Annotated in this window: 17 protein-coding genes, 2 tRNA genes and 2 rRNA genes (1 of these 21 running past the window's edge); 6 read left to right on the forward strand and 15 right to left on the reverse strand. The window is 44.3% G+C overall.

Annotation, left to right across the window (positions count from 1 at the left end; genetic code table 11):
* The 10 genes from CTY47_RS04615 to CTY47_RS04655 form a co-directional block, all read right to left on the reverse strand.
* Window positions 1–130: ribosomal RNA gene (locus tag CTY47_RS04615) — 23S ribosomal RNA — on the reverse strand; it reaches 2,749 nt to the left of the window's first position.
* A gap of 174 nt (window positions 131–304) precedes the next feature.
* A tRNA-Ala gene (locus CTY47_RS04620) sits at window positions 305–381 on the reverse strand.
* A 24-nt stretch (window positions 382–405) separates the two neighbouring features.
* Window positions 406–479 (reverse strand) — tRNA-Ile (locus tag CTY47_RS04625).
* Between the two features lie 190 nt (window positions 480–669).
* Window positions 670–2,197 (reverse strand): 16S ribosomal RNA (locus CTY47_RS04630).
* Together the 16S and 23S rRNA genes with 2 tRNA genes alongside form the textbook arrangement of a ribosomal RNA operon.
* A 446-nt stretch (window positions 2,198–2,643) precedes the next feature.
* Entirely contained in the window at window positions 2,644–2,775 is a 132-nt protein-coding gene (locus CTY47_RS17520) for a hypothetical protein (RefSeq protein ID WP_262497702.1), read from the reverse strand.
* A gap of 1 nt (window position 2,776) precedes the next feature.
* On the reverse strand, window positions 2,777–2,971 hold the full coding sequence (locus CTY47_RS04635) for a hypothetical protein (RefSeq protein WP_099463621.1): 195 nt from the start codon (window positions 2,969–2,971) through the stop codon (window positions 2,777–2,779).
* A complete protein-coding gene (locus tag CTY47_RS04640) occupies window positions 2,971–3,381 on the reverse strand; it encodes an HU family DNA-binding protein (protein ID WP_099463622.1) in 411 nt (136 codons plus the stop codon). Before CTY47_RS04640 ends, CTY47_RS04635 begins: the two co-directional genes overlap by 1 nt.
* Before the next feature lie 500 nt (window positions 3,382–3,881).
* Window positions 3,882–5,453: a DUF6562 domain-containing protein gene (locus tag CTY47_RS04645; RefSeq protein WP_233202085.1), complete on the reverse strand. Its 1,572-nt coding sequence runs from the start codon at window positions 5,451–5,453 to the stop codon at window positions 3,882–3,884.
* 54 nt (window positions 5,454–5,507) lie between these two features.
* Window positions 5,508–6,548 carry a DUF6562 domain-containing protein gene (locus CTY47_RS04650; RefSeq protein WP_099463623.1) on the reverse strand — a complete coding sequence of 347 codons (1,041 nt, stop codon included), beginning with the start codon at window positions 6,546–6,548 and terminating at the stop codon, window positions 5,508–5,510.
* 6 nt (window positions 6,549–6,554) lie between these two features.
* Window positions 6,555–7,682, reverse strand: a complete 1,128-nt coding sequence (locus tag CTY47_RS04655) for a DUF3575 domain-containing protein (RefSeq protein WP_099463624.1) — start codon at window positions 7,680–7,682, stop codon at window positions 6,555–6,557.
* 753 nt (window positions 7,683–8,435) lie between these two features.
* On the opposite strand from CTY47_RS04655, the gene CTY47_RS04660 reads away from it, so the two are divergent.
* The 6 genes from CTY47_RS04660 (at window position 8,436) to CTY47_RS04685 (ending at window position 17,168) form a co-directional block, all read left to right on the forward strand.
* Window positions 8,436–9,710 (forward strand): 3-keto-disaccharide hydrolase, encoded by a 1,275-nt coding sequence (locus CTY47_RS04660; protein ID WP_394340706.1) that lies wholly within the window; start codon window positions 8,436–8,438, stop codon window positions 9,708–9,710.
* 224 nt (window positions 9,711–9,934) lie between these two features.
* Window positions 9,935–10,984 (forward strand): efflux RND transporter periplasmic adaptor subunit, encoded by a 1,050-nt coding sequence (locus CTY47_RS04665; protein ID WP_099463626.1) that lies wholly within the window; start codon window positions 9,935–9,937, stop codon window positions 10,982–10,984.
* A complete protein-coding gene (locus CTY47_RS04670; RefSeq protein WP_099463627.1) occupies window positions 10,981–14,052 on the forward strand; it encodes an efflux RND transporter permease subunit in 3,072 nt (1,023 codons plus the stop codon). The genes CTY47_RS04665 and CTY47_RS04670 overlap by 4 nt, the downstream gene beginning before the upstream one ends.
* Window positions 14,049–15,341 (forward strand): TolC family protein, encoded by a 1,293-nt coding sequence (locus tag CTY47_RS04675; protein WP_099463628.1) that lies wholly within the window; start codon window positions 14,049–14,051, stop codon window positions 15,339–15,341. Before CTY47_RS04670 ends, CTY47_RS04675 begins: the two co-directional genes overlap by 4 nt.
* 35 nt (window positions 15,342–15,376) lie before the next feature.
* Complete coding sequence (locus tag CTY47_RS04680) at window positions 15,377–16,402, forward strand: sensor histidine kinase (protein ID WP_099463629.1); 1,026 nt, start codon at window positions 15,377–15,379, stop codon at window positions 16,400–16,402.
* Window positions 16,395–17,168, forward strand: coding sequence for a LytR/AlgR family response regulator transcription factor (locus CTY47_RS04685; RefSeq protein WP_099463630.1), 774 nt, complete (start codon window positions 16,395–16,397; stop codon window positions 17,166–17,168). Before CTY47_RS04680 ends, CTY47_RS04685 begins: the two co-directional genes overlap by 8 nt.
* Window positions 17,169–17,185: 17 nt before the next feature.
* Here the strand turns inward: CTY47_RS04685 and CTY47_RS04690 are convergent, their stop codons facing one another.
* The 5 genes from CTY47_RS04690 to CTY47_RS04710 all read right to left on the reverse strand — a co-directional run bounded on the left by CTY47_RS04690 (window position 17,186) and on the right by CTY47_RS04710 (window position 24,464).
* Complete coding sequence (locus CTY47_RS04690) at window positions 17,186–18,205, reverse strand: DUF4838 domain-containing protein (RefSeq protein WP_099463631.1); 1,020 nt, start codon at window positions 18,203–18,205, stop codon at window positions 17,186–17,188.
* Between the two features lie 104 nt (window positions 18,206–18,309).
* Entirely contained in the window at window positions 18,310–18,681 is a 372-nt protein-coding gene (locus CTY47_RS04695; protein ID WP_099463632.1) for a hypothetical protein, read from the reverse strand.
* Between the two features lie 117 nt (window positions 18,682–18,798).
* Entirely contained in the window at window positions 18,799–19,467 is a 669-nt protein-coding gene (locus CTY47_RS04700; RefSeq protein ID WP_099463633.1) for a 3-keto-disaccharide hydrolase, read from the reverse strand.
* A gap of 25 nt (window positions 19,468–19,492) precedes the next feature.
* Window positions 19,493–21,181, reverse strand: a complete 1,689-nt coding sequence (locus CTY47_RS04705) for a RagB/SusD family nutrient uptake outer membrane protein (RefSeq protein ID WP_099464077.1) — start codon at window positions 21,179–21,181, stop codon at window positions 19,493–19,495.
* A 19-nt stretch (window positions 21,182–21,200) separates the two neighbouring features.
* On the reverse strand, window positions 21,201–24,464 hold the full coding sequence (locus CTY47_RS04710; RefSeq protein ID WP_099463634.1) for a SusC/RagA family TonB-linked outer membrane protein: 3,264 nt from the start codon (window positions 24,462–24,464) through the stop codon (window positions 21,201–21,203).
* Window positions 24,465–24,603: the final 139 nt, after the last annotated feature.

Genomic DNA, 24,603 nt, shown 5'->3' on the forward strand with positions numbered 1-24,603 from the left:
CGGGTTGCCCCATTCGGAAATCTTGGAATCAATGGTTATTTGCACCTACCCCAAGCTTATCGCAGCTTATCACGTCCTTCATCGCCTCCGAGAGCCTAGGCATCCACCGTCTGCCCTTGCTTACTTTCTTTTACCTTTGACACTGTACTATAATTAGTACCGCGTCGGGCTGATATATCTTCAGCTTTGCTCTACTTTACTTTATTCTTTTGTCCATCATGTCAAAGATCTTTTTTCAGTTGACAGGTGACAAGGGACAGTTGACAGTTTAATCAACTATACTCTTGCGGTGTGTCGAACTTTTTGGTGGAGAATAACGGATTCGAACCGTTGACCCTCTGCGTGCAAGGCAGATGCTCTAGCCAGCTGAGCTAATCCCCCCTTTTTTTCTTGAGATTTTTTTTGTAGTCCCAGGCAGAGTTGAACTGCCGACCTCTACATTATCAGTGTAGCGCTCTAACCAACTGAGCTATAGGACTGTCAACTTTGCCTCGATTACTCTCAGCATCATTTTTCTCTCTTTCTCTACCTAAAGGACAAACATGGACACTATATCCATACTTATACCCTCTTGTGAGTAAGATCATATATTTTAATACATAGCAACCGTAGTACAAGTAAAGAACTTAATACCTGAGTCTTTACTTCTTCAGAGATCCGTCGCTCCAGAAAGGAGGTGTTCCAGCCGCACCTTCCGGTACGGCTACCTTGTTACGACTTAGCCCCAGTCACCAGTTTTACCCTAGGCCGATCCTCAACGGTTACGGACTTCAGGTACCCCCGGCTCCCATGGCTTGACGGGCGGTGTGTACAAGGCCCGGGAACGTATTCACCGCGCCATGGCTGATGCGCGATTACTAGCGAATCCAGCTTCACGGAGTCGAGTTGCAGACTCCGATCCGAACTGAGACATGGTTTGGAGATTTGCATCACATCGCTGTGTAGCAGCTCTTTGTCCATGCCATTGTAACACGTGTGTCGCCCCGGATGTAAGGGCCGTGCTGATTTGACGTCATCCCCACCTTCCTCACAGCTTACGCTGGCAGTCTCACTAGAGTCCTCAGCTTGACCTGTTAGTAACTAGTGATAAGGGTTGCGCTCGTTATGGCACTTAAGCCGACACCTCACGGCACGAGCTGACGACAACCATGCAGCACCTCGTAAAAAGCTATTACTAGAAAACCAGTTTCCTGGTCGGTCTTCTTACGTTCAAACCCGGGTAAGGTTCCTCGCGTATCATCGAATTAAACCACATGTTCCTCCGCTTGTGCGGGCCCCCGTCAATTCCTTTGAGTTTCACCGTTGCCGGCGTACTCCCCAGGTGGATTACTTAACGCTTTCGCTGTAGAGCTTACAATATATCGCAAACTCCTAGTAATCATCGTTTACTGCGTGGACTACCAGGGTATCTAATCCTGTTTGATACCCACGCTTTCGTGCTTCAGTGTCAGTTATGGTTTAGTAAGCTGCCTTCGCAATTGGAGTTCTGCGTGATATCTATGCATTTCACCGCTACACCACGCATTCCGCCTACCTCAAACATACTCAAGACGCCCAGTTTCAACGGCAATTTTATGGTTGAGCCACAAACTTTCACCGCTGACTTAAACATCCACCTACGCACCCTTTAAACCCAATAAATCCGGATAACGCTCGCATCCTCCGTATTACCGCGGCTGCTGGCACGGAGTTAGCCGATGCTTATTCAGAGGGTACATACAAAACAGGACACGTCCCGCACTTTATTCCCCTCTAAAAGAAGTTTACAATCCATAGAACCTTCATCCTTCACGCGACTTGGCTGGTTCAGGCTCTCGCCCATTGACCAATATTCCTCACTGCTGCCTCCCGTAGGAGTTTGGTCCGTGTCTCAGTACCAATGTGGGGGACCTTCCTCTCAGAACCCCTATCCATCGCCGACTTGGTGAGCCGTTACCTCACCAACTATCTAATGGAACGCATGCCTATCTATCAGCAATAAATCTTTAACAAATATTCCCATGCGGGACCCCTGTTTTATGCGGTATTAGTCCGACTTTCGCCGGGTTATCCCACTCTGATAGGTAAGTTGCATACGCGTTACTCACCCGTGCGCCGGTCGTCAGCGGGATATTGCTATCCCCTGCTACCCCTCGACTTGCATGTGTTAAGCCTGTCGCTAGCGTTCATCCTGAGCCAGGATCAAACTCTTCGTTGTTAATTTGTTTTTTATACCTTTGCTCAGAATCTCTAAATCTATTAAGTAATTGACGGTATTATTATTCTTTAAACAAACATCAATGTCTGTATAATACTTGTACTACTTGTTGTATGTAAATCTTTCAAAGAACTCGTTATACACCCGCTTTTTAGCGAACGTGGATGCAAAGATAAAACTTTTTATTTATTAGCTCCAAATGTTTTCGGAACTTTTTTGATAAAAATATTGTTCTATATCTATTCTCCATTCATTCTCTCTCGAATGCGGATGCAAAAGTAATGCTCTTAAACATATATTCCAAACTTTATGACAACTATTTTCCTAAACTGAACAAAGCGCACAACCTAATTATCATAACAAACGGAAGTTACATCATGAAAAAAAATTATAGGATTCGTTATCACTAAATCTATACGATTTATTTATATATATAATGTACGGGATTATTCATCAAGTTCTTTAGAAGGCATATTCTGAGGTTTATTTTTTCCGGTTATCTTACCGATCATTCTCTTAACAATCCCAATACAACGACTGACTACCGATAATATATCCATAATTTTTTCTGCATTCATCTTACTTGTTTTTTAATTTATATGAATAATCTACGCCGACCAATGCACCGGCAAATGTGCTGATTTCTCCAAAGGCAACTAATACGCTTCCATGTATTTCACCCGAAGGAGGCACCCAAAATCCCATAAATAAAAGAGTAAGGCCTGCCACACAAAGCAGCAAGGCCATTACCAATTGAAACGTCAATCTTGACATTATACAGTATGAGGACGATCACATTCCTTTTCCACCACTTCCGGGATTACCCTTGTAAACTCGGTAGTCATCTTTGTTTCACGAAGTTCTTTCCCCGGGGTAAAAACGATTTTCGCTCTACGAAGCAGACTGTTGTTAAAATCCTTCTCTTCGTCTACCCCATCACTACTAACAGACAAACGGAAATTTCCAAATTCACCCAACTGAACAATACGACCTTCCTGCAATTCCATATCCATTACAAAATTAAGGTTATCCAGAACCGCTTTGACATCCGCACTTGAAACCGTGCTACGGGCAGCAATCAATTTACATAAATGTTTCAAACCAGACGTACCATTACTCTTTGCTACTGCATAATACTTCTTAGCTGCATCCTTTTCGCCAGGTTTACATGAACGCTGTACCAACTAAATCCTTGTGACATAATTTATAAATTTAATTTGTTATGTGCTCACCATTGAACACGATGCAAATGTAAAACAGGAAAAAATCCGCATTATGGCTTAAAAAAAGCTGTAACAAACTGAATATCACAAATAAAAAAACATTCACACTCAAAAAAGGACTATTCACCCCAACTTATATTGTCGCTTTTTTACATTATATCAACTTACCGGAAACAGATAAATAAAGATTTATTGCATTGCTCGGCAGCACCCGGACATTAACGCATGGCTGTCCGAATAGCTGTTTGAATTGAATTTACAGTGAGCTTGAAAGGAGGCGGGCGGATGGGCACGGACTTCCCCAATAGTGTCCGTCCATGCCCGGAAGTACCGCTCTTTATCAATCAAACTTCGCTGTTATTCATTTCTTTCACTTACATGGGCAGTTTTTGACGCTGCGCCGCAAAGTGTTAAATAGCCCATCAAGACGGGCTGTTAAATAGCTAATCCGCCGTAGAATATTAAAATCTTCTAATACAACGGATGTTAAACGCAGTCGTCTTCTCAACATCAGTGAGGGTTCCAAAAGATAACGTGCAGGTGTGGAATTTACCATTATCTTTCTCCGTGGAGCTAGTGTAATATATTCGGGTTATCGCTGTTCCGCCTGCACTGGTCAGTTTATTATTAAAGTTTTCTTTACCGATACCGGAAGTAGCACCATAAGAGTCGTAAAGTGCTTTTAACTCATCTCTAGCTGGCAGATACCACACTCCGGTAGTCGCTGACGAATAGTTCGTTTCTGACGGGTTCCGCGCATGCACCCACCTGAAAGCATCGTAATTGCTGAAATCATTGGATAGATTCTTTATGGTAGCCATATTCTGTAAACCATCGGTTAGATTGGTTGCATTGGTCTGAGTAGCCATCGGTCCCCAACTCAATCTGCCGGCATCATTAGTTCCGCTCCAATTTGCCGGCGGTTCGTCCAGACTTACGATTTTACCGCTCTTGCCGTCAGCATTCACTTCGTACACGATGCCGATGCAGGGATTCGAGGAATTGTTGGTGTAGGTTGACGACCATGTGCCGTCCTCGTAATAGTAGTCGCCTACTCTCGCTCCATCAATATCCGGAATATCCTGATTTACCCAGTCAGTGGTCATATCTACGGTCATAATTAAGTTCGGGTCGTATCCGGAAGCGTCCGCTGTAATCAGGTTTCCGGCAGCCCGTACCCAATTGTTGCGTTTCAGGGGAATGTTGGCAGGAATGCTTTTGTTCTTCAGCGTTGCGCTTCCGGTAAACGTCAGCTCTATTCCGCCCATTGTGCCGTTGGCAGCGGTAAAGACATAATCCGAGAAGAGGATTTTGCAAGCCTGTCCACTGATGGTAATATCTGCCCCGCTCACCGGGGCTGCGTTGTAGGTGGTGGTGTAGGTAGTCGCTCCTACTGTCTCGTCGAAAGCATTGAACTCTGATGGAACGGTGTATGTAGCCGTCATGCTTGTACACTTGGCGAACATATCGGCGTTCTTTTCCGCAATCGTCACTTTCGTAAGCGGGCGGACAAGCCTGGCGGTAAGGTCGTTTTTAGCCGTAGCACCTTTGGTGAACGGCACTACTGCCGTAAATGCCTCACGTACTTGGTCGGTGTATGGATAAGCATTCGTGATGATGCTTACTTTCTTCAATCCGTCGGCATCGTCGGTTTTGTAATACTTATCAGCATAATGCCCGCTTGTTTCCGTTGCATTCTCAGCGATGTAATCCGCCCACAACACGGCTTTATAATCGTCTTGGTCTGCCAATTCAAAATTGAAAGTAATGTTGGTTGCACCTGCCGTCACCGGTTGTTCCTGACGTACTTTCCGTTCAGATCCGTTTAGCGTCCACACTTCGAGGATGCAGCGCAATTCATGGTTAGTGGGAGCGGAGGCGGTTGCCCGTGTTTTTACAAAGTCAGCAGGCATTCCGATGCTCATGCTTACTTGGTTGCTGTCCGCAGTCGGGGGAGCGTAAGCGTCGTCCTGGCTGCACGAGGTGAATAGCCCTGCCAGAGCCATCAACCCGAAGAAAAGGTTCTTTTTCATACTTCTGTTCATTTTTACTGTGATTTAATTGAGTTTATTTTATTACCTGTCACTTCAGAAAGAATCGAGGTCTACGTCTATCTCGTCGTCGTATCCGGTGTCGATGTCAATGCCTCCCTGCATCTCGTTGGTGAGGAATTTGCCCTGTAAGGTGGTGAGGTGTCCCCGACGGTAGGGCACTTCCAGTCCCCGTGTGCGCGACACCACCTTTCCTTCGGCATCCGTCAGTTCGATATTCAGGGGCACAAAAGATTCCGTGCCGTTTACAAAGATGAAGTCCGACCCCAGCACGCACTCTTCCGAGCCGTCGTCGGGGATGGCGAGGGGTGCGGAGAATTTCACGCCTTGCACCGAGTTCATCGGCTTGCCCGTGGCAGTGTTGAACTCCAACGGGAAATAGAAGCCGTAGGAAAAGGTGATGGTATAAGTGCTGTTGCCGCTTTCTCCATCCCGTTTCCGCCGTGTCTTACGTAGAAACTCCTGCACGTCGGTGGCGATAATGCGGTATTGTGCCAGCGGGCGCACCAGATCTACCTGCACCTGTACTTTGGCATTCCATTCATTCCGGTAGTTGCGCAAGTCGAGCGGCGCTGTTCCGTAAAGGCAATCCCGGTAAGGGGTGCTGCCCGTATAGGGGTCGCGGCAGGCTACCTGCTGCAAGTTGTCCGTATCGTAATAGAGGTCGTCCGTCGTGCCTGCCTTTACATAGTCCGTCCATACGGCGAGGGTGTATTCCAGCGCATGAAGTTTCAGATGAATGGGGAGCGAGATTTTCCCGTCGCCGTTTTCTTCTTCGGCGGTCTCCATCACCGTTACCTGCCGGGCTGTGGGCTTGCCTTCCCGCCACGCCTCGATGATGAAGCGGCGGCGGTAGCCGTCATCGGCTTTTGTTGTTCCGCTGCGTGCATTTTTCTGCGTGATGATTTCCAGCGGAACAAGTTCCAGATCGAGTGTCACTTCGGTTTTGACCTCTACCAGTGTAGGGTCAACGCCTTCTTCACCGTCATCCGTCATGCCGGGGTAGTCGTGTACGCAACCGGCAAGGACGATTGCCAGCACAAGGGCGATAAATCCTATCGTGTATTTCTGTTTCATAAGCCGTTATTTTTTAAGGTTAAAGCGATAGACCACGGACAGCCCTACACGGGTGATGCCCCAATAATTCTTGGTACGTGTGTCTATGCGTGCACCGTTATCTATATTATAATAGGTGTCGTAGCGCATGTTGGCATAGCCTGCGCCGAGGGTGAACTCACCCGCCCAATGTTCATTGAAAGGCAGCAGATAACCGTAACTGATGCCTGCGCCCAGCAGCGGACGCCCGGTATCCTGATAGCGGTCGCGGTTCCACTTTACATTGAACCATCCCACGTGTGCATGTACGCCGAAGAAATGCCCCGTACCGGGACGTGACAGCCAGTAGCGGGCTTCGGGCTGGATGGTAAACGTCTTCACGGCATGTTTGCTGCCCACGTACCACGGACACCAGAGTACGGGCAATTCTACGGAGAAATGTTCGCTCACCTGCACATCGGCGGCAAGGTTCATTATCGTACCCGCCCATGCTGCAAGGTTGGTCTTGACGGCGAGGTAGCGACCGGAGGAAGATGCGGTTTCCGGCGTTACCGTGAGGGCCGGTTGTTCCGCTTGTTGTATCTCTTCTACCGTTATTTCTTTCTCCGGAACAGGCGGCTCAACCTTTTCCGCTTCTTGCTTCACGGGTACGGATTCGGTTTCCGCCCGTACTTCCGGTGCATCCGCGAGGGCAAGCCTGATAATGCCCTGCACCTCGGCACGGCGGGCTTTCTCCGGGCTTTCCGCTTCGGTATCCACGCCCGCACCCGCGTAGGCGATCCGTTCGGCGGCGATACCCTTCCGTACAAGGTAGTTGCGCACGGTGCGGGCACGGCGTAGCGAGAGCGTATCGTTGAGCACCGCCCGTCCGCTCGCATCCGCCCAGCCCCGGATGACGATCCGTGCATCAGGGTTCGCCCCGGCCCAGCGAACCAACCACCCCGACTTCGGGTAATCGCTCCGCTCAATCCATTCGCCGTTGCCGAGCGAGAAATAAAACGTCGTGCGCATCATCACTGAATCGCGCTCAGTCGTGCCGGGAACGATATTCCCGTTCTGCGCTTTTAATGCGGCTGGCGATAATAAAAAGATCAGCGCAAGGCACGCAACCGCGTGGTGGCAGCGGCCCAGAAAGGCAAGTAAAGTTCGTATCATCTGGTTTCTTATTTTTATTTCATGAACAAACAGGCAATCCGTTACCCTCCCGTATTGCGCGGGTAGCGGGAATTGCCGGATAAAGAATCGGGAGAAAAGGAGCAATAAAAAAAGACGCAAGACAGCCATAAGCCGAATTGCGAAAGTATTGGTAATTAAGAAGTTTTTGCTTAATTACACGCGAAATAAGAATTGTGTGTGTTTACACGAATTTCCGAAACTTCCAAATTTTCAGGCATTAAAATAGTAGGAAAAGATATCTTTCCGCTTCCCGGAGCCCTGTTCGGGGCATCGCTCATGCTTTCATTTCTTGTTCCGTTGTTACAACACATATCCATTTACATCATATTAGGCTATAAATATACATTATTTTGCGTTTCGCACCAAATAATAACCTATTAAAGAGTATGATGATAGCAGGAATAGCACCCAACGATTACAGATTGGCACAAAACTAAATATTATATTCTCCAATTATTAAGTTTCAAAATAACAACCACTCAAAGAAAAATATTTCATCCCGATCATTTTTATAAATCATCGGGATGATTTGCAAAAATGATCGGGATGACTAATTCCGTTCTCTCAAACAGGTTCCCTGAGAAATGTATTTTGACATATTTCATCCTATTAACATCTATCCTGTTACATTCTTGTATTGACTTTCGGTTTTTATCTATATATTTGTGGCTGAAAAGTATTTAAATCTAATATTAATCTAACTTCTAAAAAATGGAATTTATTATGAGTAAAATGACTGCCACCAGTCTATTAGCCTCTTGTGCAGTTTCATTAGCTTTGTTCTCTTCTTGTGCCGAAAAAGAGCAAAACACGCTTTCTCCCGAAGAAGTTGCCGAAGGCTGGCAATTGTTGTTTGACGGTAAAACATTGAATGGCTGGAAAGATTACAACGGTACTACGCTTACACAGCCATGGCATGTTGTAGACGGATGTATTCAAGCTAAAGGAGACGGTAGCGATGCTAGCGGTTACATCGTTACAGACAAACAGTATGAGAACTTTGAATTGTCTTGGGACTGGAAACTTTCCAAAGGTGGAAACAGCGGCATGCTGTATCATGTGGTTGAACGTCCACAGTATTCTGTACCTTACGTAACCGGCCCGGAATATCAGTTGATAGACGAACCGAACTTCCCGGAGCCACTGGAAGAATGGCAAAAGTTAGGCGTAGACTATGCAATGCATTTGCCCGATAAAGCCAAAATGAAAGTAAACCCGCAAGGCGAATGGAACAATTCCAAAATCGTATTCGATAACGGCCACGTAGAACATTGGCTGAACGGAGAAAAGATTCTGGAATTTGAAGCCTGGACAGATGACTGGCATGCAAAAAAGAACAGCGGCAAATGGGCTAAAGCTCCTGAATACGGATTGGCAAAGAAAGGTGTATTATGTCTGCAAGACCATGGTTATCCTGCTTCATTCCGTAATATTAAAATTAAAGAGCTCCCACGTAAAACCGGACAAGAAGTTGTATTATTCAATGGTAAAGACCTGACCGGATGGGAAGCCTATGGAACGGAAAAATGGTATGTAGACAATAATGGTTTACTGGTTTGCGAAAGTGGTCCGGACAAACAATATGGTTATCTGGCTACACGCGATTATTATGACAATTACGATCTGACTGTTGAATTCAAACAGGAAGCCGATGGCAACTCAGGCGTGTTTATCCGTTCTTTCGTTGAAGATGGAGCAAAAGTAAACGGCTGGCAAGTTGAAGTAGCTCCTAAAGGGCACGACACAGGCGGTATTTATGAATCATACGGCCGCGGCTGGTTGATCCAGATTCCGGATGAAAAAGAAAACATACTGAAAGAAGGCGACTGGAACACCCTACGCATCAAAGTAAATGGCGACAATGTACAGACTTGGTTAAACGGTGAAGAAATGGTAAACATCAACGACGAAAAGATCGGTGCCGGACAAGGACGTATCGCATTGCAGATTCATGATGGCGGCGGAATTAAAGTTCGCTGGCGTAACCTGAAATTAACAACTCTATAATTTTATCTCAGACAAAGCAAAAAGAGATATTTTCAGATAGAAAGAGATCCCCCTACAGTCTTTTACAGATTGTGGGGGGATTTTTATATACCAACTTTCCATACACCTCGCCCTCGCCCCTTTCCCATCCGGCTTCATACACCTTATTTCCGGTTTCAGCAACTATTATCCGATAAATAAAAGTAGCCGTTTCTATTTTTGGCGCAAAATAGAAAAACAGACAGATGAAAACAGGTACAAATACAATGCTGCTTTTAAGTGCTTTTCTTTTGCTTATATCCTGCAAGAACGCAGGCAAAACCGAGGGAAAGCAAACAATAATCGTAAACGTTTCCGATGTAACCCCTATCGCCGGAAACGGAGAAAAAGAATATCCGTTTATTTCGAAGCCGTTCCGTACATCCGAATTATCCTTCCGGGTAAGCGGCCCACTCGAACACTTCGAGGTCTATCCAGGTAACTACTATCCGCAGGGAAGTCTCATTGCCGGTATCGACCCACGTGACTTTCGCATCCGGAAGGAACGTACGGAAGCACTCTACAATCAGGCGAAAGCCGAGTATGAACGTATCCGGATTTTGTTCGAAAAGAATAATATCTCCGCAAGCGCCTATGAAAAAGCGAAAGCCGATTGCATAACCGCCCGCACCGCCTTCGAAACTGCCAGTAACGAACTGAATGACACCCGCCTGACTGCCCCTTTCAGCGGATACATAGGCGAAGTGCATGTAGAAAATTACCAAGAGGTAAAAGCCTCTCAACCGGTACTTTCCTTTATCGAAACGGATCGCCTGAAGTTAGAGGCTTTCGTCACACAAGAGGTAGCCCTACAGATTCAAAGTATGGACAGCGTAACGGTACGTTTCGACGCTTTGCCGGATAAATACTTTCGGGCAAAAGTGGCAGAAGTATCGAAGAATACCTCCCATAACAACTTATCCTATATATTAACAGCCCTGTTATCAAATACAAGCAAAGAGTTACTCTCAGGTATGTCAGGGAAAATACTTCTGGAAACAACTTCCGGTACAGAAACATTGGCAATTCCACAAACCGCCCTTTGCCACCGCCCCTCCAAAGGTAACTACGTCTGGGTTGTAGACGAAGCAACAGGAAAGGTGAACTGCAGGGAAATAAATACCGGCGATTTACTACCCAACGGATATATTGCTGTGAGAGGCGGACTTCGCACCGGAGAGAAACTGGCCGTAAGCGGACTCCGTTTCCTTTCGGATGGAATGATTGTACAAATCTCTGAAAAAGAAGTAAGATGAAACTGGTGAAATATTTTTTGCAGAACAAAGCCATAACAGTACTCCTCCTGATCCTGGTACTGGCAGGCGGAATATTCTCATACGTAAAAATGGGAAAGCTGGAAGATGCCCCTTTCACTATCAAGCAGGCATTGGTACTGACACCCTACCCCGGAGCGTCCCCAACGGAAGTACAAACACAGGTGACTGATGTATTGGAAGAATCAATCCAGTCGCTCGGCGAACTGTATTACCTGAAGACAGAAAACCGGGCAGGTCTCTCCAAAATAACGGTCTATGTAAAGAAGGAGATTCGTGCCGATGAGATGCAACAACTCTGGGACAAACTACGACGTAAAGTAAACGACGTACAAGGCAAACTGCCTGCCGGAGCTGGGACTTCGGTGGTAAACGATGATTTTGGGGATGTGTTAGGAGTATTCTATGGCCTGACCGGTGACGGACATTCGTATCGGGAGCTGGAAAATCAGGCAAAACGGATTAAGAACGAAATCCTAAAAGTAAAAGACGTAGCCAAGGTGGAGATTTACGGAGTACAAACACCTACTATCGACGTGGAAGTAAGCTCTTCGGTGATGGCGCGTAGTGGTATTACAACAGCTGACATAGCCCGTGCTTTCGACGTACAGAATAAGGTTGTGGATGCTGGAGGAATCGACGCCGGAACAAACCGTATCCGCATCGAATCGACAGGCAATTTCTATTCACTGGATGACATCCGTAACCTGACGATTGTTTCGCATACAGGCGAACATTTCCGGTTGGAAGATATTGCCAGAATCAATGAAAGCTATCAGACGCCCTCATCCAACTTCATGCGTATAGACGGAAAACCGGCAATAGGCATTGCAATTTCGACTGTTCCTACCGGCAATGTGGTAGACATGGCTGCAGCCGTAAAAAAACAACTCGACAATATGGCCGGCCAACTTCCCAAAGGATTTAACCTGACCTCTATCTATGACCAAGGATATGAATCGGATGTGGCTAACCAAGGGTTCATCCTGAACCTCATTATTTCTGTCATAACGGTAGTTGCAATTTTATTATTCTTTATTGGGTTCAAGAACGGTATCCTGGTAGGCAGCGGCCTGGTTTTTTCCATATTTGCCACGCTGATCGTTATGCTTGCCGGAGGAATCGCCTTGCAACGCATGTCGTTGGCAGCTATAATCATAGCCATGGGAATGTTGGTGGATAACGCCATCGTCGTATCCGACTCCGCACTCGTCAATATGCAACGAGGCATGCGGAAGCGGGTAGCCATCATGAGAGCTTGCACCTCTACCGCCATACCACTTCTGGCAGCTACGGTGATCGCGATCCTCACATTCCTTCCGATTTATTATTCGCCGCATATTACTGGCGAACTGCTCTCATCCCTGGTAATAGTGATTGGCGTATCCCTGATGTTCAGCTGGATATTCGCACTGATGCAGACCCCTTTCTTCATACAAGAATTTGTCCGCCGCCCACGTCCGGAAGAATTACAGGCAGATTTATTCAATAATACTATTTATAACCGATTCCGCACTTCACTCCGATGGGTAATCAAACGACGATACGTAACAATAGGTTCGTTAGTGATATTACTTCTGGCTTCGGCATGGAGTTTCAAGTTCATCCCGAAAGTATTTGTTCCAGCACTGGACAAACAATATTTCACTCTGGATATGTGGTTACCGGAAGGAACAAATATACAGCAAACAGACCGTTTTGCCACCGGCATTGCCGATTACATCCGCTCTCAGGAACAGACGGAAATGGTATCCTCCTATGTGGGACGTACACCACCTCGCTACTATCTGTCAAATGTATCGTTCGGCCCCCAACCTAACTACGCACAAATACTGGTAAAAGGTAAATCGCCCAAAGAATCGAGGAAGTTGCACGCTTTACTGAAAGATTCGATCCGCATCAAATATCCGGAACCACTTATCAAAGTGAACAAGTTCGAATTGAGTCCGCTCACTGAAGCTCTGATAGAAGCCCGTTTCCTCGGACCGGATGCTGCCGTACTGGATTCACTCGCCGGAGAAGCAATCGAAATCATGCGCCGCAATCCAAAAGTAGCCGATGCCCGTAATGAGTGGGGGAACATGACGCTGATGATCCGTCCGATCTATGACCCGGTTAAAGCCGGAATAGCCGGCATAACGAAGGCTGCAATGATGGAATCGGTCAAATCTATCAGTGACGGGACAGTGGTCGGCATTTACCGCGACGACGAAAAGAAAGTTCCCGTATTACTGAAGTCGGAAGCTACCAACATTACGGACGCCCGTTCGCTGGGAGACTTCTCGGTATGGAACGGCGATAAGTCGGCTCCGCTGTCACAGGTAACAGAGCGCATCGAAACAACCTGGGAATATCCTCAGATACGTACCTATAACCGCCAGTTATCCATGGCCGCAATGTGTGGCGTAAAGCCGGGGCATACAATGACAGAAGTACATAACGAGATACGAAAAGAGATAGAAGCAATGGAGCTGCCCGAAGGATATACTTTCTTTTGGGATTCACAATACAAAGATCAAAGCGAAGGATTACAAGCACTCGCTAAATTCTTCCCTTTGGCTTTCCTGATGTTAATCGTAATATTGGTTGCTCTATTCCGTAACTTCAAACAACCGCTGATCATTCTTTGCGTATTACCCCTCTCGCTCATCGGCGTTGCAATCGGACTGTTGCTTACCGGATTTGAGTTCGGTTTTTTCCCGATTGCCGGATGGCTGGGGTTGCTGGGAATGATAATCAAGAATGTAATTGTTCTGCTTGACGAAATCAATGTGCAGCGCAAAAACGGGATAACAGCTTATACTGCCGTCATAGAATCGACAGTGGTTCGTACCCGCCCGGTATTGATGGCAGCCACGACTACGATACTGGGGATGGTTCCGTTATTGTTTGATGTAGCATTCGGCGGGATGGCGGCAACCATCATTTTCGGACTAACGTTTGCTACATTACTGACTCTGTTCATCACCCCCGCCCTATACACGATATTCTATAAAGTAAAGAACACAACGAATAACGACTCGTTATTCTCTAGAAGTAAACAACCATGAAGAAAGAAATAATAATATGCGCTTTTGCATTGTGTGTAATACCCTCATTCTCCCAACAGAGCGAATTACTAAAACAATATCGCTCTATGGCTCTGAATTATAGCCATGACCTGAAAGCTGCCGAGAAAAACATCTCGGCCAGCCTGGAGGTCGAGCAAATGGCCAAAGCAGGCCTGAAGCCGAAGCTGTCGGGTGATGCAAACTTCCAACACACAGGAAAGCCGATACAATTGACCCTCGACCTGCCGGGGATGGAAACACCTGTACAGTTTGAAGGACGCGACATGAAGTACGGAGCTTCTCTTACATTATTACAACCCCTCTATACCGGAGGACGGATTCTGGAAACAATCCGGATAGCAAAACACCAGCAATCGCAAGCAGCCCACCAGGCAGAGTTGTTTCGCTCATCCATCTGCTATCAGACCGATATACAATACTGGAGTACGGTCGCCCGGAAAGAGGTAGTAAGTATAACTACCGATTTCCGCAATTCGATAGCCTCCTTAGTAAAGACTATCCGCGAACGCGAAAAGGTCGGGTTAGTTGATCCGCAAGACCGGTTGATGGCAGAAGTAAAACTGAATGAAGCAGAATACCAATTACTCCAGGCTCAAAGTAACTTCGAAACAGGAAGAATGGCCTTAAACTCACTGATAGGAGTCACTTTGCAACAACCCACCGCTGTCGATGCTTCCGTCCCGAAAGTAAACATAAACGATGGCATTGGGTTGTCCGGAGAAAACAACCGGCCGGAAGTAAAATTGGCACTTGATAATATCAAGCTGGCTGAAAGTTCGATGAAGTTAACCGATTCCAAATATAAGCCTCAACTATACATAGGAATAGACGGAAGTTATTCTTCTCCGGGATATGATTTCCATTCAGACCTTGACCCTAATTATGCTGTCTACCTAAAATTATCCGTTCCTTTATTTGAGTGGGGAAAACGAAAAAGCGAAAAACGGGTTTCGAACAACCGTATCGGTATGGCAAACGACCAGTTGAATAAAGTGGAAGATGCCGTCCGGCTGGAGACCGAGACAGCCCGTGTTTCGCTTGCACAAGCCATAGAGCAGGTCGAATTAAGTGAAAACTCTTTACAGAAGGCCGGTGAGAACGAACAAAAAGCCCTGGAACGTTATGCAGAAGGAAAAGTATCGGTAGTAGAAGTGATCGAAGCACAAACCTACCGCCAGACCTCGCAACTGAATTATGTACAAGCAAAAGTGAAAGCGCAAGGTGCCTATTCTGATTTGATAAGATCCCTGAATAAGTACGAAAATTGAAATTATGGCTTACCTTTACCGTCTGAATATATTACATGAAGTGGAATACATTATTATATAGCCTGCTGTTTTCGGGACTTGGAGTCTTTTCCTTCCTGCTGCTTGCCAATTATACGGAACTTCCGGATAAGGTAGTAGAGGTATTGTATTCTACCGGCGGTTTCCTGTTCTTCATCCTGGCATTTAACCTGCTGGGATATTCCACGCTCCGTATCAGTTCGTGGCTGAACAATCAGTATGCCCTGAACTACCAGCGTAAATGGAGAATTATCATTGTATACACAGCAGTGATGCTCTCATTCCTGTTGCTCAATTACGGTATTCTAGTCTCGGCAAAATTGCTGGCAGGCACAATGACCCCATTCTCTTTCCAGACCGGAGGCATACGGATATTACTGGTTGTATGGCTAGTAGAGTTGGTTATCCTAGGCTTATTACTGGCCAACCGCTCCATGCAAAACACCCTTAAACTACAACGTAAGGCTGTAAGTCTCCAGAAAGAAAATGACATTGCCCGGTATACAGCCCTGCAAAACCAGTTGAATCCGCACTTCCTGTTTAACAGTTTGAACACATTGATTGCAGAGATTGAATACAACCCGCAGAATGCTATCAGTTTCACCAAAAACCTGTCCAACGTGTACCGCTATGTTCTGCAATGCCAGGATAAGACGCTTATATCTCTTGGGGAGGAACTTGAGTTTATGACGGCTTATCTCTTCCTGCATGAAGTAAGGCTAGGCGATTGTCTCCGATGGAATCTGCAAATACCAGTGGAAAAAATGGATTATATGCTCCCTCCGCTTACATTGCAATTGCTGGTGGAAAATGTAATCAAACATAACTCCATCACGATGAGCAAACCAATGGAGATTGATGTAAAAGAAGAAAGCGACTATCTGGTGGTAAGCAACCCTATCCATCCACGTAAAAGCGGAGAAACAACAAATATCGGACTAAAAAACCTTTCGAATCGTTGCAAACTGATACAAGGAAAAGAAATAGAAATAACGAAGCTGGAAAACCAGTTCATCGTAAAAATTCCATTATCGTATGAATAAATTAAGTGCAGTTATCATAGAAGACGAAGTTCCGGCAGCCCGTCTGCTCTGCTCGATGGTAAGCAGGTTGCGTCCGGAATGGACAGTGACCGTTTTGCCGGGGAGTGTGGAAGAAGCCGTACAATGGTTCGGCGAGAATCCCCACCCGGACATCTTATTTCTGGATATACAACTGGCCGATGGCGATTCATTCGACTTTCTGTCGGCCGCCAAGCCCTCCTCTATCGTTATTTTCACAACGGCCTACGATCAGTATGCCCTTCGTGCCTTTACAGTTAACAGTATCGACTACATACTAAAACCTGTCGACGAGAAGCGCCTGCTGGATGCGATCGTCAAGTATGAGTCTTTATTACCAGCCGGTGACAGTCGGCCGGAAGGGTATCTGGATACCCTGTTAGATACGTTACGAAGCAAGGGTAAACGCTATCGCAATCGCTTCCTTATTTGGGGAGCAGACAAGTTTTGGTCATTACAAGTATCCGATATTGCTTATTTTTATTCGGAGAATAAAGTAGTCTTTGCCGTAACAAAAAAAGGGCAGGAACATGCGATAGACTTCTCATTAAACAAACTTATGGAGCAATTGGACCCGGAACGATTCTTCCGGGCCAACCGACAGATTATTCTTTGCATAGATGCAGTAGATCATGCTGAACCTTACTTCAACGGGAAGATTATTGTGGTTGTAAGACCGGCTTTCAAAGAGAAGATAACAATCAGTGAAGAAAAGCTATCTTCTTTCAAACAATGGCTGAACTATTAGCTTTTCACTGCCCGGTTTTACTGTAAACGCTTCATTCCTTCACCATAATCTTTCAGGAAAGTCTGGTCAGGGTATTGTTGCCAATACCGGTCGTCCATATAAACAGCAAAGGAAGTAATGTTTTTAATACCGAATCCGGCATACGTTTTCAAATCAGACATAAATACGTCAGGATGCCAAGGCAGTTTAACAGCCGGTTTCTTCCAATCGCTAAACAAGGAAACATCCAGCCAGTATTCAAGTACTACAGCGGTTTCGGCCGGAAATACCTTTAAATTATCTTCTAAAAACCTTACGTTTTCGGCATGTGTCATACCTCTTCCACTAGCAGATTCGTCGGAAAGAGGCTTTTCCCAACTACGATAAAAAGGTGCAAACTCAAGGAAAATGCCATCGGCCGGTTTTACCTTCTTAGGAGCTTCCATAGTAGTATGGTAAGCAAGATGGGCTAACTGTGCTTTGGGATCAATCGTTTTAAGTCCTTGTATAATCCGGTTTTCTATCATCAAAGCCTGTTCGCTTCCGGAAAGATGAGCACATTCTGGACAAAAGCAAAGAGGTGCACCATCATCCAGCCAATAATAATAGCGATGATTAGTAGACGGAAGTAGTTTAGCATAATGAATTGCGTTTTCAGCTATTATATCCAATGCTTTAGAAGAGCTGGCACAACAATTGAAGTCGGCCACGCGATTCCCGTTTTCATCCATGCGGAACAAGGTAGAGTCTTCTGAAAATAATTCCCTGGGTAATAATTCGTGGATAGCATGCAATTGATGTTCGACCTGAATGCCATATTTATTGCAATCGGCAAGGAACTTCTGCCCTTTTTCAGATTTGATAAAAGCTTCTACTTCCTTGGGAGTAACATGTGTACCAATAGTGTTTATACCGTTTTCGGCAGCCAAGCTGGGCCAATCTACGGTTTCCAGATCGTGAACGGAGAGAACAACACCTCTCATCTTAAAAAACGATTCTTCGGAATGGCATGCACATAACAGCAGTACCAACAAGCTTAACAGCAGTTTTTTCATCATGATATAATATTAAAAAAGTTGACAGCTGATAAACAACAATGGACAGTCAAAAATATTGCGTATGCAACCGTCAACTGTCCACCGTCACCTTTCAAGTGAAATAATTATCTTCGTCCGTTTCCTTTGCGGTGAATCTTCTTTGCTGCCATCTTTTCCTGATATAATTTGTATTGTTCTTCAGTAAGAACTTTTTTCAGTTGAGCATCACGTTCTGTACGCATAGCCGTCATTTCGGCACGTTTTTTATCACGGACAACCTTTGCTTTCTCACGCTCGACCTTCATTTTATCAGCAAATTCCTGATTGATCTTACGGAACTCGGCAGCTTGTTTTTCATCCAATTTCAATGATTCGACCATCCTTTCATAACGTTTGGATGAATCATCGTTTCTTTTATCCATTCTTTTGCCATCGCGGGCAAATACTGAAACGGAACTTAATACAATAACTAAACACAAACCTATTACCTTTTTCATAAAACTATACCAATTTGTTTAATTAATACTTGTTTGTGAAGCGCTTCGAAACAATAGACCGAAAACGAGGCAAAAGGTTTAAAGGCAGCCTGATTTTTTTTCAGGCTACCGGCTCTTTTACAATTGTTTAATCTTTATGTTGCGGAACCATATACCGGATTCGCCATGCTTGCCTTGAAAACCGATATAGCCTTTCGGTTGTATTTCGCAATATGGTTTAGGCAACCAGGCCGGAATATCTGTTCCGTCAGGATTTTTTGTACCGGAAGTCCAATCGGCCAGATTTGCCGAAACAATCTTTTTACCGTTTAGCTCCACATCAATTTGTTGACCTTTGGCTGTGACAGTCATCTGGTTCCAGTTACCCGGCTCCTTAACAACCAGCTGTTCATTTGCCCCTTTGTGTCCGAAGATAGCACCACAACGCAGATTTTCCGCAAGTTCTTTCCATTGTGGATGATGATCGTCGGCAATCTGGATTTCTATAGATGTAGGAATCCAGTCTTTTTTGTCCGGACAATAAATAACAACACCGCTATTAGTATTCACGTCTGTTTTGAACTCCAGTTCCAATACAAAATTTTCATACTGGTCTTTCGTCCAAATAGCCTGATCGGCATTAGCAGTCAAGATACCATCCTGCATACTCCACACGGCCTGGTCATAATCTGCATTCGACAAATCGTCGGCAAACAACGGTTTAAAGTCATTCTTTGTACTACAAGCTGCCAAAGTAAGGCAACACACAAATAAAGCTAACAGCTTTCCGATACTTGTTTTGTTCATAATGGTAATTTATATAGTTAAACAATTAAAAACCAGGTGTTGTTTGCTCTAACAATGGATTGGCATTGAGTGCCCTGTAGGGTATAGGGAAAACATCTTGATTTGATGCATCAGGGCTCTTGTCCCACCAAGTTCCTTCACTGAAACGGTTCCATCTTATCAAATCTATACGACGGTGGCGTTCGCCTAAAAATTCACGCCCCAATTCATCTACAAACTCATCATCAGTCAGTTTTGCAGGGTTCTGTTCATAACTAAAACGAGGCCAATCTGCAGCCGAGAAATATCTCTTTCTCACAGCATCCAACAAACGAGCCGCACCCGATTTATCATTTGCCCGATACTTACACTCAGCCAATGAATAATAAATTTCCGCCAATCGTATTTCAGGAATAGAGTTCATTTGAAATAAATCTTTGGATTGAGGAAGCCAAGGAAATTTAATTAAACGATACCCTGTATTTTCCTCTCCATATATAACATGAGAACCTTTAGCTAGTCCGGCTTCCCCCTCTGAAAAACGGCCTACCTGATCTACATAAACCAAAGGCTTTCCGTTATATTCTTCTGTACCTGTAATGATCTCATCGGTATAGCCATAGCCTTTGTCATAATCAAACTTATATTGCGTGCCCATAAGGAAAAAGCCTTCATAATCACCTTCCACACTCGTCACTCTAAACGGTTTTTTCCGAATATCCTCATTCGGAAATTTCTCAAATGGCATCCCCAGTTTGTCTTGGTAAAGATTACCTCTCAAGTCTCTTGACGGAGCTAGATTTCCTCCATTCCAACCTTGCCAGTCATTATCCAAAGAATAACGATCCTGATAATGCATCCACATATTGTACATCCATGATGCTTCCAGATAATTTTTTTTATGGGCAAACTCAAATATGTTTTCCGGCGACTTGTATCCGTTAATACCAGCCCGGAAGGGACCGCGATAATCCGGATCGATACTATAACTACCGTATTTACCGTCTATAATTTCCTGAGCAACGCGCGCACAATCATCATAACGGGACTTTCCCGTCCATTTTTCAGCATTTAGATACAAACGTACCAATATAGAGGCAGCCCCTCCTTGGTCGAGACGTGAAGAAGTTATATTTTTCGGCAACGCCGGAATAACAGCTAACAGTTCTGACTCGATAAAATCAAAAACTTCCTGAGGAGAAGATTGTCCTTTTATCTCATCTACTCCGGTAACTATAGGCACATATCTGAAAAAATCGATCAAAAACATATAATACCAAGCTCTAAGTCCACGTACTTCGGCAATATACTGATTTTTTACATTCTCATTTAATTTAAATCTAGAAAAATCTAATTTTTCAAAATCTGAAATCACATTATTGCACAACGTAACTCCCTTATAAGGTCCAACCCATGCATTATAAACAAAATTTTCCTGCACTGTCCATTTATGCTCATGTAAACGAACATATTCACCACCGTTATATCCATGCTTTCCACGGGTGGGAATCATTAATTGATCGGCCGTCACCTCCTGTAAAAAATAACGGGCATCTTCCCATCCTGTTTTATGAGCCCATGTATAATTGCTTGTCAGAGCAGCATAAACATTCTCACTATTTTGATAATAGTTGGTAGCCGTAATCTGACTGAAAACCTCTTCATCCAGATTCGTACACGAAACCCAAACGGAGCCAACTATACATAAACTTATTATATATTTAAACAGCTTCATAATAATAGATAATTTAAGGTTAATAAGATATTTGGATCCCAATTGTAAAAGAACGAGCCACCGGATAGACATTAAGACCGCTGACACCCGGTTCCAAGCCATTTATATCAACAGCCGTAGGGTCCATTACGGAATATCCGGTAAGCGTAAAAGCATTCTTTATTGTACCGTATATTCTCAAATTGCTAATCCAGTCTGTTTTTAAACTCGGAGTCCACCCTAGAGTAATATTATCAAGTCTGAAATAATTTCCGTTCTCCAGAAAGTAATCACACATCACTTTTCCCGAAGTAATAAGTCCATTCTTCCCATAAGCATCTTTCAACAAATTAATACCCGGCTCCGCCATCAAACCATAATACATTTGATACATATTCAATATCTGATAGTCAAACTTTCCCTGAAAATACAAAGTCAGATCGAAGCCTTTATAACGCAACGTATTCCCCCAAGTCAATGCATACCGAGGAGCTCCATGCCCAATGCTGCCTTTGTCGGCATCACTGGCAACCCCATTAGCCAGTATTTTCTCGCCTCCTTCTTTGGCATCCTTCCACACCAACATATTACCGCTCTCATCGACTCCCGCATATTTTAACCCCCAAAATGTTCCAACTTCCGTTCCATCTTTCAAACGCTGTGCATATCCGGGAAGTCCGGGAGCAGGCAAATAATAACGGTCCATATATCCCTTCTGATATGTACCATTTGAGAATTTATCCAATTTAGACTTGGTATAAGATACTATAACATTTGTTGAATAAGAAAAATCCTTTGTCCGGACTGCATCCCAATTCAGCGTTAGTTCGATGCCTTTTGAACTGGTAGAGGCAACGTTTGTAAATATCTGATCATACATGAAAGGAGGAAGAGGAGCATCATAATTGGAAATAACGTCCTTCCCTTTCCGTATATAAGCATCAAGACTACCGGATAGCTTATTCTGAAAGAATCCGAAATCGAGCCCTAAATTATACGATATCTGTTTTTCCCAGTGCAAATCGGGATTGGGGTTATTTGCCGGCCCCCATGTCTGTATCCACTGTCCAAGATCATTCTGCCATCTTTCGCCCCCTTTATAACGAGCCAGTGCCGAATACATCGGGAAGCCGGAACGTCCCGTTGCTCCATACGAGAAACGAAGCTTTAATTCATCAATATTCTTAACAGACTTTATCACAGGCAAATTAGACAAACGCCATGCAGCTGAGGCCGCAGGAAACCAACCCCATTTATGATTAGCGCCAAATTTGCTATTCCCTTCATACCTGACGGAAGCAGTCAAATAATACGTATCATCATAGTTATAATTTAAACGGGCAGGAAAACCGATTGTCTTTTCTTTTTCTTTCAATGATTCCATACCCAAACGTCCGGAGGCCATATTCCAATCCCCCGCTTGCAGATTATTGTAAGAAAGCACATCCGAGGGAAAGTTTGCATTTTCCGCAAAAAACATCCGATGATTAAACTCTTGGTACGAATATCCTGCCATTAATTTAATGGTATGTTTATCTATTGAAGTGAAATAATTACCAATCCATTCAAAGGTATAATCCGTCCAGTTTTCATTCTGCAACCGAGCACGCCCCTGACGCATGTTATCTACAGATTCTTTATGCTTGGAATTGATGTACAGGCGTCTCAAATACTCCTGGCTTTGTCTTGCCAAAGAAACCTCGGTATTCAGATTAGGCAAAATATTCAACTTAATTTTAAAATCGGCAAGGGAGAACTGTCTATCTCCGCCATTTTCCTGGTCTTTTATATCTCCTACAGGATTGTAGGTGTCAAATCCGTACAAAATACTATATTTATCAGGATCGTCTTTATCCATCATCGGATGAGTAGGGTTCAGCTTAACTGCTTGCTGAAACACTTTATAGTCTACATATTCTTCATTTATTACGCGTGTAGACAAATTTCCACTCACTTCCAACAATCCTTTCAACGTTTTAGCAGAAAACCCCATTCGGACACCATATTCTTTTCGGGAAGAACCAATATCCAACCCCTCCTTCGTTTTGTAATTAGCCGAAGCCCGGAATGTTAGATTCTCTCCTCCACCGGATACGGCAACGTAGTGATTCTGGCCTATGTTATTTTTCCTCAATAACTGATCATACCAATTTGTATGACTGCCAAAATCTATATCTCTTTTATGTGCCAGAAACTCCTCTGCAGAAAGAACTTCCGGCTTATTAGCAACCATGTCATGATCCATATAGCCATCATAGGTAACAGAAACTTTTCCTGCCTTACCTTTTTTCGTCTGAATCAGAATAACCCCGTTAGCAGCGCGAGAACCATAAATAGCCGCCGCCGAACCATCTTTTAAAATTGTTATCGATTCTATATCCTGATTTGCAATATTTCTCAAATCAGCTCCCGGCATTCCATCGACTATAACCAACGGCGTATTTCCCGCATCAATAGAAGAGGCACCACGCATTTGTATATTAGGAGATGCATTCGGATCTGCTGCTGCCGGATTTGAAACACTCACACCTGAAACTTTTCCATCAATCATAGACAACGGACTAGTAAACGCTCCTTGTAAAAAGTCTTTGCTGGAAACAGACGTAACCGCAGAAGTCAATTCCTTTTTTTCTACTGATCCATACCCTACTACAACGACTTCCGATACCTTCAATACATCCGTCTCCAGTTTTACAATTAAGCTTGTTTTCCCTTTCAATGGTATATCCTGAGTAATATATCCAATATATGAAACCTGCAATACCCCATTTCCAATATCCTGAGTCTCAAATTCAAATTTTCCTTCTATATCTGAAATACAGCCGAAGGAAGTACCCTTAACAAGGACATTCGCTCCAATTATCGGTTCTCCGTATTCATCCAAAACACGTCCGGTTATTCTTGTCTTTTCATCAACCAGAACATTCATCTTTGTCAGAATCACATCCCTATCCACCACCTTATAGTGAACATCTGAGCCCTCGAACAATTGATTCAGCACAACAAAAACATCTGCATCCTGTGCGTTTACAGAAACTTTCCGGTTTACATTTATCAGCTTGCTATTGTAGAAAAACTGGAAGTCGGTTTGTTTCTCTATCGTTTCCAGAATTTCCGCCACTGTTTTTTCCGTCATGCGGATTGACAATGTTGCAGTTTGTGCATACGAATGAGAAGCGAATGCAATACTGATAGACATACACAGTAATAAACAGGTTAACTTCATGGTTCTCGTCAATTTAGGCACCCACCAGAATCTATCATAAAAGTGTGCACCAAGTTGGATATAACAATTCTTTGTCATATTTTTGTAGTGATTTAAGATTAAAAAATAAATTCTTTAGTTCGTTTTAAGACCTACTATTGAATATTTCATACGGGAAGATGCTGGTAACATGTTTCCGTATGTTTTTATTCTGTAAGTCTGTCGGTTTTACTTTTCG

It is taken from the genome of Parabacteroides provencensis (assembly GCF_900232875.1).
Lineage (GTDB): Bacteria > Bacteroidota > Bacteroidia > Bacteroidales > Tannerellaceae > Parabacteroides > Parabacteroides chinchillae.